Below are 19,094 nucleotides of genomic sequence, written 5' to 3'. Positions count from 1 at the left end.
AATTATCCCTCCCTCTTATTTTCTAAAAAATAGTCCATACTTCCAGAACGAAATCCTTCTAAGTCGAGAGTGATATACCTATATCCCAACTCTTTTAGATAAGATATAATTGCTTCTTTGTATACTACTATTTTCACTATATCTTCCTTATCTACTTCTATTCGAGCAATGTCATTATGTATTCTCAATCTTACATTGTATAGCCCTAAATTTTTAAGAAAGTCCTCACCTTTTTCTACTTTCTTCATTTCCTCATATGACAGTCTGCTTCCATAAGGAAATCTTGTAGCAAGACATGGAGTAGATGGTTTTTTAGACACTGACAGTCCATACTCTTCTGCAAGTTTTCTTACATCGGTCTTAGAAAAATCTGATTCTGCCAATGGACTTTTTATTTCCAGCTCTTTCAATGCCTTCAATCCCGGTCTGAACATATGGAGATCATCTTCATTTGTTCCATCTAAAATAATTTTAACTCCCAAGCTTTCAGCTTTATCCTTCATCTTTTGGAAAAGATACTTCTTGCACAAATAGCATCTCTCTACTGGATTATTCTCTATTCCAGCTTCTTTTAATTCATCAACACTTATTATTAAATGCTCTGCTCCTACTTCTCCAGCAGTTTCTTTTGAGCTTTCTATTTCATTCATTGTATGAAGAGTAGTATGCATTGTAACAGCAAAGACTTTTGTTCCATTTTTTACAGCATTTATACATGCAGTTTTAAGAAGAAGGCTGCTGTCTACTCCACCTGAAAATGCCACAACAACATTTTCCTGTGTATATTTTTCCATTAATTTCTGCAAATAGCTGCATTTCTCTTCATATGTTTTCATTTTTACCCCTTTATTTCTTTATATTCTCTCTGAATCAGCTGATATACTTCCTGAAAGTTCATTTTATATTCAGAGCAGATTTTCTTAATGCTTTCATATTCAGGATATACTCTCTCTTTTCCATTTAACATACAGATTTTTACCTCTGCTTCTCCTAGAGATGTCCTTATCTTTTCAATTCTTCTTTTTAATACTGATCTCTCTACTGGAATACGTCTTATCCCTATTGTTGTTGTTTCCTCAAAAATTATATTTTCTAAAATTTCTATATCTTTTTCCAGACATACAACATTTAACTGGTAAGCAGGACGATTCTTTTTCATGTAGACTGGTATGTAGTGAACATCCCTTGCTCCAGCTTTGAATAAGAGTTCCATTACATATCCAAGCATTTCTCCAGTACAATCGTCTATATTACTTTCTAATTTGTAAATCTTATTATCTTCAAAAGCTTTATCTTTTATGAGCATAGCTCTAAGTAAGCTTGGTCTCTCATAATTTCTTTTTCCTGCTCCTATACCTATCTTTTCAATAGAAAACTTTTTAGGAAGTTTATCTATATTTTTTATAGCTGCTATTATGGCTGCCCCTGTAGGAGTTACAAGTTCCCCCTCAATATTAGTAATATGAAGAGAAAGTCCATGTTTTTCAGCTATGTTTGCCACTGCTGGTACAGGAACTGGTATCACTCCATGCTGACATCTTACAAATCCGTATCCCTCATAAAGTTCTGTTGATACTACATCTGTAATATTCAAATTATCCAGACAAACTGCCACTGCAACTATATCCACAATAGAATCCACTGCTCCCACTTCGTGAAAATGCACCTCATCAAGTTCTACTCCATGAGCCTTTGCCTCTGCTTCTGCCAGTATTGTAAAAATATTCTCTGCAATCTTCTTAGCTTCTGGAGTAATATCTGCATGGGAAATAATATGTAATATTCCTGTCAAAGTTCTGTGTTCATGCTGATGAGAATGTTCGTGAAGGTGTACATGAGTGTGGCTATGAGATTTTTTATGCAGATGCACACGTCCATGTTGATGAGATTTCTCATGCAAATGTATATGACCATGATGGTTCTCTTCATGTTCATGGGTATGTTCCTCTTCTTCGTGCTCATGGTCATGAGTATGTACATGATCTCCGTGAAGATATTCCATATCATGATCATGATTTTCATGCTCTTTATCTAAGATTACACTGAAATCACATACATCCAGTCCTGATTTTTTTACCTTGCTGATTTTAATTTCAAATCCATCTACTGGAAGAGATTTCAATGCTTTTTCCAGCACCTCTCTATCAGCACCTAAATCCAATAGAGCAGCTACTGTCATATCTCCGCTGATTCCACTGTAGCATTCTAAATACAATGTATTTTTCATCTTCCCTCCCCTAGTCTGTTAATTTGTGTAGCTATATATCCAGCACCAAATCCATTATCAATATTGACTACTGCTATTCCATTTGAGCATGAATTTATCATTGTCAATAGTGCTGAAAGTCCTTTCATATTTGCTCCATATCCTATTGATGTAGGAACAGCTATTACAGGTTTATTTACTAATCCCCCTAGAACTCCTGCCAAAGCTCCTTCCATTCCAGCTACTGCAATGATGCAGTTTGCACTTTGAATTATATCTAATTTTGACAGAAGTCTATGTATTCCACTCACTCCAACATCATATAGTCTTATGACATTTGAACCAAAAAATTCTGCTGTTTTAGCTGCTTCTTCTGCTACTGAAATATCTGCTGTCCCAGCAGAGCAGACAACTATTTTTCCTATTTTCTTTTTATCTTTTTTCTCAATTTTTATTATATGCGATACTTCATCATATTCAGTTTCTGGATACACTTTTTTTATCATATCATACTGATCTTTTGAAGTTCTTGTTCCAAGAACTTCCCCATCTTCCTCATATAGTTTTCCAAATATCTGGAGAAGATGTTCATCAGTTTTTCCACTGCAAAAAATTACCTCTGAAAAGCCTGATCTTATTTTCCTATGAGTATCCAGCTTGGCAAATCCCATTTCTTCAAAAGGCTGTCTACGCAGTAATAACTCTGCTTCTTCTATGGAAATTTTATCTTCCTTTAATTTTGATAATATTTCATGTGTCTCCATTTTATCTCCTTATTTCTAAACTTTTTTACAAAAGATTTTTATCATTTCCCATATGAAGATTAAAAAATATCTAAAATTTACTTAATTTCATATAGTAAGTCTTTACTCTTTTAAATAATCTATTTTAAAACATCCTTATGAGTAATTATTCAAAAGCTTTTGCTACATCTTTTAAAGCTTTTACAATCTCAATATGTTGAGGACAAGCTTTTTCACATTTTTTACATTCTATGCAATCAGAAGCTTTTCCATGATTTTGACTTAGATTTGTATAATATAGTTTCTGTAAAGAAAAAGTCCCAGTTACTATTGACTGCTTTTCATTATTATATAGAGAGAAATAGCTTGGGATAGCTATATTTTTAGGACATCCCTCTACACAATATTGACAGGCTGTACATGGTATAGCAATAGATTCAGAAATTATTTTAACTACATTATCTATTAACTCATACTCTTCTTGTGTAAAAGGTTTGAAGTCTGCCATATAGTCTGTATTGTTTTCAAGCTGAGACATTTCAGACATTCCACTCAATACCATCATTACATCTTTTTGACTGGCAGCAAAACGAATAGCCCAAGATGCTACTGACATATCCGGTGCATATTCTTTAAGCATTTTCTCTGCTTTTTCTGGTACATTTGCCAAAACTCCACCTTTTACAGGCTCCATTACAATTACAGGCTTGTTATGTTTTTGAGCTACTTCATAACATCTTCTTGACTGAATACTTTCAGTTTCCCAATCTAAATAATTAATCTGAAGCTGTACAAATTCCATTTCAGGATTTGCAGTAAGTATTTCATCTAATAGGTTAGCTGTATCGTGGAAAGAAAATCCCACTTTTTTGATTTTTCCCTCTGCCTTTTTCTTCAAAACAAATGAAAAGGCATCAAATTTTTTAGCTGTTTCATAATTTGTTACTCCTAGATTATGAAGAAGATAGTAATCAAAATATTCTACTCCGCATTTTTCCAACTGTTCATTAAATATTCTTTCCAGATCCTCTTCAGCTTTTAACATCATAGTAGGCAATTTTGAAGCTACTGTGAATGTATTTCTATCATGACGTTTTACTAAAGTTTCTCTCAATGCTATCTCGCTTTTAGAATTATGATACATATATGCAGTATCAAAGTAAGTAAATCCTTTTTCTAAAAACTTATCTACCATCTTATTTAATTGTTCAAAATCAATGCTTTCAAGGTTTTCCTTATCTAATAATGGTAAACGCATAAATCCAAATCCTAATTTTTTTTGTTCCATATTAACCTCTCCTTTTATCCTTGATATTTTAACTTCAACCTTTTAAAGAATTTTATCTATCACTAGTTATCTACATTCACCAGACTGTACTGCTGGCTTCCCAATTCTATTTCTTCTGCATACTTTAAAGTAAGAGTTCCATTTCTTGATTCTATCCGTTCTATCAGAGATTTTCCATCAGGTGCTGCATATACGAGATCTACACATGCTTTATCTAAAGCTACTGGATCAAAGGAAGCTAGTATTCCTATATCGTGCATATCTGGTTCTGCTGGATTACTGCTGCAATCACAATCTACCGAAAGTCTGTTCATTACATTTATGTAAAGCATATTTCCACCTAGTTCATCTGATACAGTTTTTGCTGCCTCAGCCATTGACTCCAAAAATGGATCTTGTGCTCCTCCCCAAGGGTTCGTTCTGCTTTTTCCTGCACTGTGTATCAAAGCTTTTCCTTCAGCTGAAGCAATTCCAATAGAGATATTTTTTATAGCTCCTCCAAATCCTCCCATAGCATGTCCCTTAAAGTGAGAAATCACTATATAGGAATCATAATTTTTAAAATGAGAGCCTACTAAATTCTCTGTTAAATGTTTTCCATTTTTTACTGGAAGGCTGATTGAACCTTCTGCATCTTGAATATCTACAGGAGCTATAGCTGTAAATCCATGATCTTTTGCCACCTGCATATGCATAGCTGTAGTTGATCTGCTTCCCCCATAAGCTGTATTACATTCCACTATCGTTCCATTTACATCTGTCACTAATTTTTTTATCAAATCAGGAGAAAGAAAATTATGTCCTCCCGGCTCTCCAGTACTTATTTTTACTGCCACTTTACCTGTAGGTTTTTTGTTTAATGCTTCATATACTTTCATCAATCCTTCTGAACTTATATCCTTTGTCATAAAAACTTCTGAAGCACCATAAGCTGTTAAGCCCATTGCTGCTGATAAAATAAATGCAGGTATAATCTTTTTCATATCTTCCTCCTTATTTCTCTAAATGTCAATCTTATAATTTAAAATCTTCTCTGTTTTTAAAATTTCTTTTTCTATTTTTTATAATTCTAGCACCTAGAGTTCACTCTAAGTCAAGAAGTTTTTTAAATCTTTTTTTAAATCTAGTTTTCAAATTAAATATGCATTCTTAATTCTCCAGTATTTGACTGGAAAATATGGATGAATAGAATTCTTATTTCAATAATAATTTCAAGTCAAATGCTTGTAGATTATATAGTTTCATGCTCAAAAAACATTTTATTCTAAATTTTTATATTTTTAATTTTCTGTAATAAAAAAAGAGTCTCTCAAAAGCTAAATTAAATTTTAAGCTTATGAGCTACTCTCAATTATTATTTAATCATTTTCAAAAAATAAATGGAAATTACTATATCTATTTACATAATTTAAACCTTGTTTTATAAAGTCCCATGTTCCTTTATAATCTCCTTCAACTTTAAAAATCGGATTATTTATAAATTCTATGAATTCTCTTTCTCTTCCATAGAATTTATCTGCAAATTCATTTGATAAACTTCTTTTCTCATCATCACTTACTATTTCCAATTTATCATACAATACATGTTCTAAATTACAAGACATATAATATAATTTATATGGAATTCCTTGAATAGATGAAGTATTTAATAATTTTTCCAGTACATCTTTTTTACTTCTATTTCTCTCTGATACAGCTTCTATTGTAGGTCCTTTAATCCCTGCTGTTGTATACACAAATCCTGCCAAAGAAGATTCAGCAGTTATATTTTCATCTGGAATATAGGTTCCATCTGTATCTAAAATGTGAATAATAGAAATTATATCTTGTTTTTTTAATTTAGAATCTCTCAAAAAATCTGATATATTTTCATTTACTTTCAGTATACAATTTTGAACTTTAATTCCAGGTTTAGTTGTCACATCCCCTCTGGTAATCTGAAATTTAATATCTTTACTAGTATTTAATTTCTGTATAAGCTCTAAAGATACCATATCTGACATTCCTTCAACTAAAAATAATATTATTTTCTTACCTCTTTTTGCCATTAAGCTCACCAGCTTTATAAAGGGATCTTCTTATATCATAGGTATTAGTTTCTTTATATAATTCTTCTTCCTGTTCCTGTACTATAAGTTCTCTAAGATACATATCTCTTAAATTATTATTTGGTTTTAAATACTTAAATCTTATGTATCTATTTTCAGGATTACTAGTAGTAAATAAAATACTTTCTTTATTTATTTTCTCTAGAATTCTAAGATTGTGAGAAGTAAAGATTAACTGTCCTTTAATTTCTGATGATAAAATTTCCAATATTTCTCCAAGCAGATATTCAAATATTCCAGAATCAAATTCATCTATTACAAGGCAAATATTTTTTTCATGATATACAGCTATTATGACTCCTAAAATAGACACAATTCTTTTAATCCCTTCTGATTCATTTCTTAAAGGAATTTTCTTCTTATCTCTTACTGCTATTAATTCTGCCACAATATTTATTTCATTATCATTTGCCAGCTCTCTTCTTTGTTCAAATAATTCCAGCTGAAGTTCTGGTATAATAGTTTTTAAAACTATATTTATTTCTTTTATAGTATCTTTAACATCTTCAAAAATTTTTTCATTTATTATTAGATTTTCTGATTGCCCTATATTTATAGGAATACTTCCAGCAGCTTCATTTCTTTTGATTTTTAATGGCAGCAATAAGTTCAGTGTTATCATTCCTATCTCTTTATTCGACACAATAAACAAATCCATTTTACCAAACTTTTTTAAGATATCAAGAATAACTAACAAATCATTCTTAGGATCATATATATTCCTCATTATTTCATTAGCTTCAGAAGAAAAAATAAAGGAAATATTTAGTTTTCTTGCTATACCTTCTGCCACTTTAATATTTATTTTATGTTCATTATTTGCAAGTATATCTTTAAATCTATTTTTAGGTTTAATGATTTCTTTGTTATATGGAACTTCTATTAAAGTTTGTTTTTTCTCCCATATTCCATCAACAAATTGAATATACTTTATAACTTCATTAGAAATTTGAATTTTTTCTTCTATTTTTTCTATTGTTATTTCATACTCCACAATATATTTTTTCTCTAAAGTTTCTATATAAAATTTAAAAAATAATATACACTCTTTTTCTTCTACAGTAATTAACTCCTTCAAAGATTTCTCTAAAGAATCTCCACTTAAAATAGTTTTTAATATTCCTAAAGTATCTACTACTGCTGTTTTCCCAGAGCCATTTTGTCCATATATTCCCAATACATCTCCAGCTTCCAATTTTAAACTTTTTTTTATATTATTATTTAACAGCTCAACTTTTCCATTTTTTACATTTTTTATATTTTGAATATTTATTTCCAGCAATCTTACTACACTTTCCATATAACCACCTCTTTCAATATTCAGATAAATTTCTCACATTTATTTTATCATTTTTATTCAAACAATTCAATTATTTTTAATTTTTGTAACAAAATTTAACTTTTTTCAAATTAAAATTTGAAAAATACTTATTTCTTAAATTTTCTCCCAAAACAAAAAGAGAGACAAACTTTTGTCTGCCTCTCTATATTTAAGGGTACCTATATCTATTATCCTAAGTTTCTTTTCATCCAGTCTTTTCCCTCTACGAATCTAGTTACAAGCATAGATGCTAATGTATCTCCACTTGCATTTATCATTGTAGCAGGAGGGTCAACAAGATATCCTATTGTAGCTATGATAGGGAATGCTTCTGGTGGGAATCCATACATAGTTACGATTAACATTTCCCCAATAAGTCCTCCACCTGGCACTCCTGACATTACTACTCCACCAGCTATTGCAAGCATTATTGCACTTACATAAGTTCCTACACCTGCAAATGGTATCTGGAATATTCCAAACAGGAATGATATTTTTAATATAGTACTAAGTACAGTTCCATCCATGTGAGCAGTAGCTCCTATTGGAAGTACTATCTCTCTGATATCTTTTGGTACACCTATATTTTCACAAGCTTCTAAGTTTACTGGAAGAGTCGCTATACTACTTTGAGTAGCAACAGCAGTAATTGCTGGAGATATAACATGTTTTAAAGCTCTTACTCCACTCATTCCCCCAGAAATATATGCATATACTGGGAAAGCTGTAGCCATGTACACAAAACATAGAGGGTAGTATATTGCCAATGCTCTTGCATAAGATCCAAGAAGTTCTTTTCCGTGCTCTCCTACTAAGGCAGCAAAATAAGCTCCAAGTCCGATAGGTGCATAATACATTAATAATCCAATTATTTTTAGGAAAACTTCTGACAACGCTTCAAGTCCTCCAGCTATTATCTTTCCTTTTTCACCTATTGAATTTACACACATTCCAAATACTAATGAGAATAGTATTAATGGAAGCATATTTTTTCTCGATATAAGTTCTGGGAAGTCTGTAACTGTAAGAGCAGATACTATTTGACCTCCTGTAGAAAATGGTTTTAATGCTTCAGCAGCAGGCATACTAAGTACTACACCTTTTGCTGGTGGAAAAATATTTACTACAATCAATACAAGTACAGCGGCTACTGCTCCAGTAGATACAAATACTAATAAAAGACTTTTTAAAATTTTTCCTAATCTTGCCATATCACTCATTGCTGATATTGAACCACTTATTGTAACAAAAACCAATGGTACTACTACCATGAACATACCATTTATGAAAAGATCTCCTAAAGGTTTGAACATAACTGCCTTAGGTCCCATTTTTATTCCAACTAAACTTCCTATCAGTATAGCTCCCACTAATATAATGGAAAATCTATATGCTTCCCACACACTTTTCTTCTTATTTTCTGCCATTGTCTTTCTCCTTTTGTGCTGTTTTATACTTTAAAATTTAAACTGATCTCTTTTAGAAAATATTCCAAATAAGCCACCTGTATGAATGAAAAGTACATTTTCACCTTTTGCAAAAGTTCCTTTTTCTATTTCGTTCATCATTCCATACATAGCTTTTCCAGTATACACTGGGTCAAATATTACCCCTTCTTTTTTAGCAGTCTTTTGAATAAACTCTAATTCTTCAGGTCTGCTTTGTGCATAGCCTATCCCTACATATCCATCAATTATATCCATATCTTCTGCTTTTACAATGATACTCTTGTCTAAATATTTTTGAGCTTCCTCTATTATTTCCTCAGATCTTTTTTTGAAGAACTCTGCATCATCACATACATTAAATCCTGTAATTTTTTTCTCTCCATTAAAAAATTCAGCATTTCCCATGCAAAGTCCTGCATAAGTTCCTCCAGAACCTACAGCTGCAACTATTCTGTCAAACTTTATACCAAGCTCCTTTTCCTGCTCTTTGATTTCTTCCATAGCTGAATAATATCCAAGACTTCCTATTCCATTAGATGCTCCTTCTGGAATTATATATGCTTTGTGACCTTCAGCATTAGATTCAGCCTTAATCTCTTTCATAATTTCAGCTCTTCTCTCTCTGTAGTCATCACTTGATATTATTCTTACATCTGCACCTATTACTTTATCTAAGAAATAGTTTCCTTCAAGTTCTGGTGTTTCATCTGATCTCAATACAAGTATTGCTCTCATCCCAAGTTTTATTCCAGCTGCTGCTGTTGCTCTCGCATGATTAGATTGTATCCCTCCGCAAGTAATCAATGTATCGCAGCCGTTTTCTATTGCTTCATATATAGAATATTCTAATTTTCTGATTTTGTTCCCAGATATTTCTGATCCTGTTTGATCATCTCTTTTTAGATAAATATTTACTCCTGAATCTTTTGAAATTTTTTCTAGTTTCTCTATCTTAGTTGGAAAATTAGCTAAATTCAATTTTTTCTGCATTTTCTTCTCCTTATTTTTTCAATATAGCGTCTAGATCCATAGTTTCAGTTCCATCTTCTTTTATGAAACATGGAATTCCTATTCTTCCTTCTGCTTTTACTGGAGCATATAGAGGACTTTTTTCTCTAAGCTCAAGGTATTCTTTTAAACAATCAAGGTTAGCTGAGATATCATGAAATTCAAATGCCATTCCTTCCTCTTTTAATTTTGCTACTGCTCCCATAGTATCTGAACATAAATTACTTCCTATTACAACGATCATAATTAAACCTCCTGATTTTATTTTTTTTTAATTGCTAATTATAAAAGCAATTTTTATGCCAAAAAAATAAAAAAATTAAGAGCTGTTATTTAATCTAAAAAAGAACATATATTTTCAATTTTATTCTTTTAAAAAAATAAAAAGGGTGAATAGAAAAATCCTATTTACCCTTTTTCAACCTATTTATTTTATGAATTTTCTTCCTTTCTCTGAAAGGACACTTCCTTTTCTTCCCTTATATACTTCTATAAGCTCTATTTCTTCCAGATCTTTTAATATTTTTCTTATCTCCTGTTCAGAGAGAATGATATTATTTTTACTACACTCTGCTGCCAGCCCTTTTCTTCCAGAAGATTTTCCTGCTATATTGCTCTCTTTTATTTTTTTCATAATAAAAATATAACTGCTGTATCTGCTGCCGGCTTTTTTTCTTAATTTCTCCTCATCACTGCTCTCTTCTTTTATATCAGACTCTTTCTGATATTCCTCTTCAAAATAATCAGTGATGGCAGCTGGAAGGTCTTCATATTCTATTATCTCTTTATCTAAATAGGAAAAAAATTCAGCATAGTTCTTCATTTCCCTTATATTTCCTTCCCAGTTATAGAAATCAAATGCTTCCTTTGCCCTCTTGGAAAATATAAATTCTCCTCCTATTTCTTTTATAAACTTATTCATCAATAAAGATATATCCTCTTTTCTTTCTCTAAGAGGAGGTATGATTATTGGGAGGGTATTTATTCTGTAGTATAAATCTTTTCTAAATTTTCCCTCTTTCATAAGTGATTTAAGATTTTCATTAGTAGCTGCAATAAGTCTTACATCTATTTTTATTACCTTATCTCCTCCTATTTTCATTATCTCTTTTTCTTGAATTACCCTCAGCAGTTTTATTTGAAGCGAAGGGCTCATTCCCTCTATCTCATCTAAAAATAATGTTCCCATATGAGCAAATTCAAATAATCCTATCTTCCCACCTTTTTTTGCTCCTGTAAAAGCTCCCTCTTCATATCCGAAAAGCTCGCTTTCCAGAAGATTCTCTGGTATAGCTGCACAGTTTATTGCTACAAAAGGGGAGTCTTTTCTTTCAGAATAATTATGTATTGAGTGTGCAAACAATTCTTTTCCAGTACCGCTTTCACCAGTTATCAATACTGCTGCATTAGTCTTAGACATTTTTTTAGCTATATCTTTTATCTTTGTTATCTGAAGGGAATCTCCAATTATATCATCAAAATTGTACTTAGCCACATGCCCTTTATTCATAAGCTGTCTTCTTAATTCCTGCTGTTTTAATTCTTCATCTTGGAACTTTTGAATAAAAGCAAATGCCCCCATATAGTTATCGGCTCTCACTATTGGAGTTATATTTAAGTTTATAGGCTGGTCATTTATTTTTATAAGTCTTGATTTTATCTCTTTTTTACTTTTCTTTACCTCGTCAAAAGGTATTGAGGGAAAGAAAATATCCACCCTTTCTCCAAGAAGTGCAGCAGTCTTTCTGCTTAAAATTTTCTCTGCTCCCTCGTTGCAGGCACATACATAGTTGTCTTTATCCACTCCAACTATTCCTATATCCATAGTTTTCAGCAATATCTGAAGCTGGCTTTCTGCTGTTGTCGCTTTTTCCAATATCTCATTAAGACTGAAATCATTTGAAGCCACTGTTTTCAGATATTCTTTTATCTCTTTATAATAAAGTATATGTTCATATTCTAATTTCAATGCTATTTCTATTATAGTATTAGCATCCAGCACTCTATGCCCTATATCAACTATTTCTCTATCTAAATATTTCTCAGATATAAGAGCCGTCTCTGCTGGTGTTATTATTATTGGTGCATCAGGGAGTTCTTTCATCTGTGGATACCCCGGAAGCATCTCTATATTATTTACTCCTAAATGATATAGGCATGAAATAGTTTCATAAGTCATTTTTACTGTTACATTAAATAAAACTGCTCTTGTTCCCTCAGGAAATTTTTTAAGAAATTCCAGCTTGTCCTTTGTTATAGTCAAATCACATATAACTACATTTTTATTTTTTAAAAACTTATCATCAAAAAATTCACACGCACTTGTAGATATAAGATAAAGATCAGTCTTTTTTATATTTTTGGCACTTCCATCTTCAAAGTTATACAGCTCAGTTTCCACAAGATCTCCAAAAAGAGTTTTAAGCTGAGTCGCATATGCACTTATTACCTCTTTAGCATTAGTTACTATAGCTACTTTTTTTCTCATCTCCACCCCTCGACTTTTTCATTATTATATCCCTATTGTACCATTCTTATCTCAATGATTCAAAAAAATTATAAAAAAGAGAGTAACTATTATATATAATATAATTTTAGTTACTCTCAATATTATTCTATTAATTTTTTATCTTTTTATTTTCTTAGAGATTTTACTGCTTTCTCTATTCTTGTCAATCCCTCTTCAAGCATATATCTAGGACATGCAATATTCATTCTCTCATACCCAATTCCATTATCTCCAAACCAGTATCCATCATCCATAGCTACTTTAGCTTCTCTTTTCATAAATTCAGATAACTCTTCCTTTGTGAATCCTAAAGCTGAAAAATCAAGCCACAGTAAATATGTTCCCTCTGCTTTACAGATTTTTATTTCTGGAACTCTTTTCTCAATAAAGTCTATTGTATAGTCCATATTACTACTTAAAAATTCATTTAACTGGTCTACCCATTCATCGCATTTTGTATATGCAGCTTCAAAAGCTACTAAGCTGAATGGATTATTTCTTTTTATATCAAGTATTCCCAATTCACGATCAAATCTTTCCAACTCTTCTTTTCTAGGGAATGTAGCAAATGAAGCTTGAAGCCCTGCTATATTAAAAGTTTTAGTTGGTGAAAAACAAGTTATTGTAATATCCTCGATCTCTTTGCTGATAGATGCCAATGGAGTATGAGTAACACCTGGCATAATAAGGTCTCTCCAGATTTCATCAGCTATTATTCTTACATTATATTTAAGACATAGTTCTCCAACTTTTGCCAGCTCTTCTTTTTTCCATACTCTTCCCACTGGATTGTGAGGGCTGCAAAGAATAAATAAAGTTACTTTTTCATCTGAAAGTTTTTCTTCTAAATCAGCAAAGTTCATTGTATAATATCCATTTTCATCTCTTACTAATTCATTTGTTACAAGTGTTCTTTTATTATCCTTTATAGTTTCAGCAAATGGATAATATACAGGTGTTTGTATCAATATTTTTTCATCTTCATTAGTCATAAGTTTTACAAGAATAGACAGACTTGGTACTACTCCCGGGCTGTGAATAAGAGTTTTTTCAGATATTTTATATCCAAATCTTCTCTCAAGCCAGTCTGCTGCACTTTTGTAATATGAATCTGGTCTGTAAACATATCCAAATATCTCCTGCTCTACTTTTTCTTTCATTGCCTGAACTATTTCAGGAGCTGTTTTTATATCCATATCTGCTATCCACATCGGGAATAAATCATCTGTTCCAAATTTTTTCCCTAATTCTGCCCATTTAGCTGAGTGATTTTTACTTCTATCAATTTTTTCATCAAAACAATATTTCATACTCTCTCCTTTTATATATCAAAAATTTTATATTTAGATATAAAGCAATTTTTATGCCATAATATATCATTTATCTTTTTGCATATATTTTCAAAAATTGCCTCTTTTTTCTAGAATTTAGACACTGAAAAAAATAAATAGGTTAAATTGTAATAACCATTTAACCTATTTATCTGATTTTAATATAGAATATTTAAAATATTTCTGCTAACTCTTATAAAATGAATATCCATTCTTTTTATTATTTTTTACATAATACAGAGCTATATCTGATTTTTTATATAATTCCTGAAAAGAATTTCCATCTTTAGGAGCAAGGGCAATTCCTATTGAAGTAGAAATTGTTACTGATATTTCTTCAATAGTATATGTTATATTTATATCTTCTAAAATATTATTAAGTGTATTTTTCAGATCATTGATAGATACAAGATTCTTTACAAAAACTATAAATTCATCTCCTCCTAATCTTCCTATAATTCCATTTTTCCCAAAATACTCAGTTAATTTAGCTGCTACTTCCTGTAAAACACTATCACCTTTCATATGTCCAAATTTATCATTCAACATTTTAAAGTTATCTAAATCTAAAATCAAAAAAGCATGAAATTGCGATTTTCCTTCTAATTTTTTTCTTAAAATTTCATCTACTGCCAGTTTAGTAGTTCTTCGATTATACAATAAAGTCAATGAATCTTTTTCAGATATTTCAATTAACTGCTTCATATTAGAAATATCTTTCACTAAAACTATCCCTTTCAATTCTTCTGTATCAAGTTTTTTTATCAAACGAACTTTACACTCTTCCCATTTAAAATTTCCATTTTTATCTTTTATACGATAGTCTACTTTAAATTCACTTTTACCTTCACTATACAGCCTTATCATATTTTCTCTTGAACATATTTTCTTGACATTCTCAATATCATCAGGATATATCTGCTCTCTTGTAAAGTCTTCTAAATACTCATCATAGTTTCTTTTCTTTGTTGAATCATTAAGAAGGCTTATTATATTTTTGGAAATATTTATCTCATATGTAGTTTCATTATCTTCTAACAATACCTCACGATATTGTTTTTCTGTAAATAACAGAAATTCATTTTCTTTTTCCTCAGTAATATTTTCCACTACTCCAACAGTGCGTACTATTTTTTTATTTTTGCCTACTATATTAGTTAAAGATAGTCTTTCCCATGTTCTATGTCCATTATTGTTTACTCTCATTACTCCTGATACACTTTTAACATTCGGGCTGGAGATTTTTTCAAACATTTTTAGATATTCTGAAATTGATTCTTCACATATGAAATTATTCTCTATTAAACTTTCTGGTATTCCTTTTAATGTTTTTTCCTCATCCAGCATCCTGCTCACACTATGATTTTCTGTAACAGTATTTTTAAACAGTATAGTTTTTTTATTCTTATCATATTCAAAAACTATATTTGAAGTTTTATCCATTGCAATATAAAAGATTTCTCTATCCAGTTCCAGCTCTTCTTTGACCTTTTTATTAAAATATATAACAGGAATTATTCCAAGAATAAATGCAATTAAAACTTTTATTGAAAGATCATACAACAACTGCTCTATATATTCCAATCGTTTTTGAGCTTCTATTGTAGAAGTAATAGAAATTACATACCAGTTATTTATCCCTAAAGGTGTGTAGTATGCAAACTCTTCATTTCCTTTATATGAATATTCTAAAAAACCACTTTTGGAATTAAAAATATCCTCTTTTATTTTTTCTATTCCATTAGGACCTTTGACTTCAACAACAGATAAAAAATCCCACATATTCTTCTCATTTATCTCTTTGTCTTTTGTAGAAAAATTCAATAAAAACTCTTGTGAACTATTTAATAAAAGTACAAATCCATTTTCATCTTTCACATTATTATAGACAGCTGAAGAAAAAGTAGACATTTTATATGTTCCACAAACAGCTCCCTGCACTTCATTGTCTTTTATAATTGGTACTGAAGTTATAACCAGATTAATATCTTTATCAAACACTCCATCTTTTACTTCCTCTATTTTATTTTTAGCAGTTGTTATATTTTGAAAATAATCTCTGTCTGATATATTAATAATATCTCCTGTTGAAAAAACTGCTTCACCATTTTTTTTAACTAAAAACACTCTGTCAAATTCTGTTAATTTCTGAATATTCTTTGTAATTTCAATAATTTCATCATTAGTCAAATTTTTATCAAACATAAAAGTATTAGCTGCCCCTTTTAATAATGCCATATTATGTTTCAAATAATTTTCTATGGTAAAACTCTGTTGAACAGTAGAATGTTCTAAATTCTTCTTATATATCTCTATTTCATCTTCATAAAAATTACTCAATGATCTTCCAATAAAAAAAAGAGAGACAAAAGCTATGAATAAAAAACTAATAATCACTAAAAAAAATTTATTTGATCTATTATAAATTTTCATACTCTATTTTTCCTCTCTTTTGTTAAAATATGTTTTTATATTATATTACGATTATTATCAAATATCAAGAATAATTTTATTTTTAAGGGGATAATTGTTCATAGAAATAAAAAAAGTGTACCTCTAAATATTAGTTATATCTAACTCTCATGGTACACTTTATTTAATTTATTTTTTAATTTTTATACTTTTGGGTTCTCATATTTTTTTACTTTTATATCTTTATTTTTTTAAAAATTTTTCTCAAAAGAATCTCTGTTAAGGGGCTTTGAAAATACATATCCCTGTACTAAATCACAATTTATTTTTTTCAAGAAATCCACTTGTGATATTGTTTCAACACCTTCAGAGATAGTGGTCATATTTAATTTTTTAGCTAAGGATATTATAGACTCTATTACATTATTTCCTCTTTCATCATTTTCTTTGCTGAAAAATACTCTGTCTAGTTTTAAAATATCCACAGGGATTTCTTTCAGAAGATTCAAAGAAGAGTATCCACTTCCAAAATCATCTATAGAGCAATAGAATCCCATTTGATGTATCTCGTCTATAATTTTTTTCAAATGTTCAAAATTTTCAAATACCATTGTTTCAGTTAATTCAATTTCTAAAAGATCAGCTGGAATATTATATTTCATCTGAATTTCTTTATATTTTTTCAAAAAATGTGGATTTTGTAAATGCATACGAGATAAATTTACTGATACAGGAACAGGATTAGTTCCTTCATCCAGCCAATTTCTTATCATCTTACATACTTCTTCAAATACATAAATATCTAATTTTCCTATAAATCCATTTTTTTCAAATATTGGAATAAATTCAAGAGGTGGAATTATTCCTTTTTTAGGATCCAACCAACGTACAAGGGCTTCAGCTCCTGCTATTTTATTGCTTTTTATTTCAACTTTAGGCTGTAAATAAACTACAAATTCATTATTTTCTAAAGCACGCTCCATATTATCTTCTATATTTTTTTCTTTCAAAGAGTTTTCTATTTCAATATTATTATAGAAAACACAATTATAGAATAATTCAGTATTAGAAGAATTTTTACTGTTTTTTCTAGCATGATTAACACGATCACGAATTACTATTACATTTAAATTTTCGTTCTTAACTATATAAGCACCACAATCAATAGATAAATAATATGGTGTTTCTACATCAGTATTAAATTCATTTATTAATGCAGAAAGATTTTTCATTTTGCATTTTATTTCACTTTCATCAATGGAATCCAGCAAAATATTAAATGTATCTGAAGAAATACGAGATACACTTTCATTCTTACCAAGACTTCTCTTTATACAGTCATGAACATATCTTAATACAAAGTTTCCTTTTTCCTCTCCAAAGGATTCGTTTATAAGTTTAAATTTACGAATATCCAATGATACAAGTGTAAAAGGTTTAAATTCTTTTTCTGTAAGTCTTTTCCTAACATCTATCTCAAAACGTGCTGATGTAAATCCTTTTGTTATTGGATCTTCATAAGCTATTTTACTTATTTCCTCATTCTTTTTAGATGTCAGTTTTAAAATACAGATAAACATTCCTAAAAATACCAACATAGAAACAAATATAATTGCTAAATTATATCTGGTATAACTTAGTAATTGCGATGAGTATACAGCAGTTGGAACAATAGATAATACATACCATTCTCCATTTTTCAACGGCATATAATTAAGAGTAAATTTTATAGATTCCAGCACAAAATTAATATTTCCAGTTTTCCCTTCTGAAATATCTTTTTCTATCTCTTTTAATGATCCATTATTAATCTCTATTGTTTTTAAATTGTCAAAAAAATTGCTTCCTTTAGTTTTAGAATTCTTATTTTCTGCTTTAAGAATAAAATCTCCATCTCTGTTAATTATATGTGAAAATCCTTCTCCACTAAATGACTCACTGAATAAAAGACGCTTTAAAGTAAATGCTGGAGTGAATCCTACAATAACTCCTTTATTTGTGGAATCACATGGAACAGTATAAAGAATTCCATCTTCACCAAATATATTTTTAATATTGTTGCTTATTCCTCCCTTACCTTCTAATGCTCTTTTAATAACAGGATGTTTTAAAAAATTTTCCCTTTCTCCATTTGAAATTACAGCATCTCCATTAGCATCTACATATCCAATCCAGTCGAAAGGATAGCAATGTTTTAAATACTTTATATAATCTCTGATCTCATCTTCACTCATCTTTTTATCTTTTATATACCTTTTTATTGAGTATAAAATTGAAAAATTAGAATCAATTCTAGTATTTATTTTACTTTTTGATTGAATGGATAATTCATAAAGATATTTTTCCATTTCCTTATTTATAGCTTTCTGGTTATAAGTTACAGCAATCGAACTTATTATTACTACTAAAGCCACCATGCAAAAAACTACTTTTTTAATACTTAAAAAATAAGATATTTCAGATTTGTTCCCCAAAGTCTTTCCTCCAATTTCTTTTTTAAATATGAACCAATAGAATCACGTTTTCATTATAACAAATTTTTTTCGTAATTACAAACTAATAAGTTCTTTAAAGTTAAAAAATGCTCCCTTCACAATAGACAAATTTTCATTATTCCGTCTATTATAAAAGAGAGCATCCTAAAATTAAATTTTTAACAATTCAACAATTAACAGTTTTAAATACTGTATTTATATTTGAATTTATAGGTTATTCTTTTT

Annotated in this window: 14 protein-coding genes; all 14 read right to left on the bottom strand. The window is 29.8% G+C overall.

Annotated features, from left to right (window positions below):
• Positions 1-2: 2 nt before the first annotated feature.
• The 14 genes from larE to C4N20_RS13005 all read right to left on the bottom strand — a co-directional run bounded on the left by larE (position 3) and on the right by C4N20_RS13005 (position 18,848).
• Complete coding sequence (larE, locus tag C4N20_RS13070) at positions 3-836, bottom strand: ATP-dependent sacrificial sulfur transferase LarE (protein WP_005978004.1); 834 nt, start codon at positions 834-836, stop codon at positions 3-5.
• A gap of 2 nt (positions 837-838) precedes the next feature.
• Positions 839-2,227 (bottom strand): nickel pincer cofactor biosynthesis protein LarC, encoded by a 1,389-nt coding sequence (gene larC, locus C4N20_RS13065; RefSeq protein WP_005978006.1) that lies wholly within the window; start codon positions 2,225-2,227, stop codon positions 839-841.
• On the bottom strand, positions 2,224-2,970 hold the full coding sequence (gene larB, locus C4N20_RS13060; protein WP_005978007.1) for a nickel pincer cofactor biosynthesis protein LarB: 747 nt from the start codon (positions 2,968-2,970) through the stop codon (positions 2,224-2,226). The genes larC and larB overlap by 4 nt, the downstream gene beginning before the upstream one ends.
• Positions 2,971-3,115: 145 nt before the next feature.
• Complete coding sequence (locus C4N20_RS13055; protein ID WP_005978009.1) at positions 3,116-4,237, bottom strand: aldo/keto reductase; 1,122 nt, start codon at positions 4,235-4,237, stop codon at positions 3,116-3,118.
• A gap of 62 nt (positions 4,238-4,299) precedes the next feature.
• Positions 4,300-5,220 carry a DUF362 domain-containing protein gene (locus tag C4N20_RS13050; protein ID WP_005978010.1) on the bottom strand — a complete coding sequence of 307 codons (921 nt, stop codon included), beginning with the start codon at positions 5,218-5,220 and terminating at the stop codon, positions 4,300-4,302.
• Positions 5,221-5,595: 375 nt separating this feature from the next.
• Positions 5,596-6,285, bottom strand: coding sequence for a hypothetical protein (locus C4N20_RS13045; RefSeq protein WP_005978016.1), 690 nt, complete (start codon positions 6,283-6,285; stop codon positions 5,596-5,598).
• Entirely contained in the window at positions 6,269-7,645 is a 1,377-nt protein-coding gene (locus C4N20_RS13040; protein ID WP_005978018.1) for an AAA family ATPase, read from the bottom strand. The genes C4N20_RS13045 and C4N20_RS13040 overlap by 17 nt, the downstream gene beginning before the upstream one ends.
• 209 nt (positions 7,646-7,854) lie before the next feature.
• Positions 7,855-9,093, bottom strand: coding sequence for a dicarboxylate/amino acid:cation symporter (locus C4N20_RS13035; RefSeq protein WP_005978021.1), 1,239 nt, complete (start codon positions 9,091-9,093; stop codon positions 7,855-7,857).
• A gap of 30 nt (positions 9,094-9,123) precedes the next feature.
• The gene (locus C4N20_RS13030; protein ID WP_005978024.1) at positions 9,124-10,104 is read right to left on the bottom strand and encodes a D-cysteine desulfhydrase family protein; all 981 of its coding nucleotides are present in this window, start codon (positions 10,102-10,104) and stop codon (positions 9,124-9,126) included.
• 10 nt (positions 10,105-10,114) lie between these two features.
• Positions 10,115-10,366: a hypothetical protein gene (locus tag C4N20_RS13025; RefSeq protein WP_005978026.1), complete on the bottom strand. Its 252-nt coding sequence runs from the start codon at positions 10,364-10,366 to the stop codon at positions 10,115-10,117.
• 183 nt (positions 10,367-10,549) lie between these two features.
• Positions 10,550-12,610, bottom strand: coding sequence for a sigma 54-interacting transcriptional regulator (locus C4N20_RS13020; protein WP_005978029.1), 2,061 nt, complete (start codon positions 12,608-12,610; stop codon positions 10,550-10,552).
• 146 nt (positions 12,611-12,756) lie between these two features.
• Positions 12,757-13,941, bottom strand: coding sequence for a MalY/PatB family protein (locus tag C4N20_RS13015; RefSeq protein WP_005978032.1), 1,185 nt, complete (start codon positions 13,939-13,941; stop codon positions 12,757-12,759).
• A gap of 207 nt (positions 13,942-14,148) precedes the next feature.
• Positions 14,149-16,302 carry a sensor domain-containing diguanylate cyclase gene (locus C4N20_RS13010; RefSeq protein WP_231940505.1) on the bottom strand — a complete coding sequence of 718 codons (2,154 nt, stop codon included), beginning with the start codon at positions 16,300-16,302 and terminating at the stop codon, positions 14,149-14,151.
• Between the two features lie 323 nt (positions 16,303-16,625).
• The gene (locus C4N20_RS13005) at positions 16,626-18,848 is read right to left on the bottom strand and encodes a bifunctional diguanylate cyclase/phosphodiesterase (RefSeq protein ID WP_005978036.1); all 2,223 of its coding nucleotides are present in this window, start codon (positions 18,846-18,848) and stop codon (positions 16,626-16,628) included.
• Positions 18,849-19,094 lie beyond the last annotated feature (246 nt).

It is taken from the genome of Fusobacterium ulcerans, from assembly GCF_003019675.1.
Taxonomy (GTDB): Bacteria; Fusobacteriota; Fusobacteriia; order Fusobacteriales; family Fusobacteriaceae; genus Fusobacterium_A; species Fusobacterium_A ulcerans.
The sequence above is the reverse complement of the archived record's forward strand: the minus strand, read 5'-3'. Positions and strand labels throughout refer to the sequence as shown.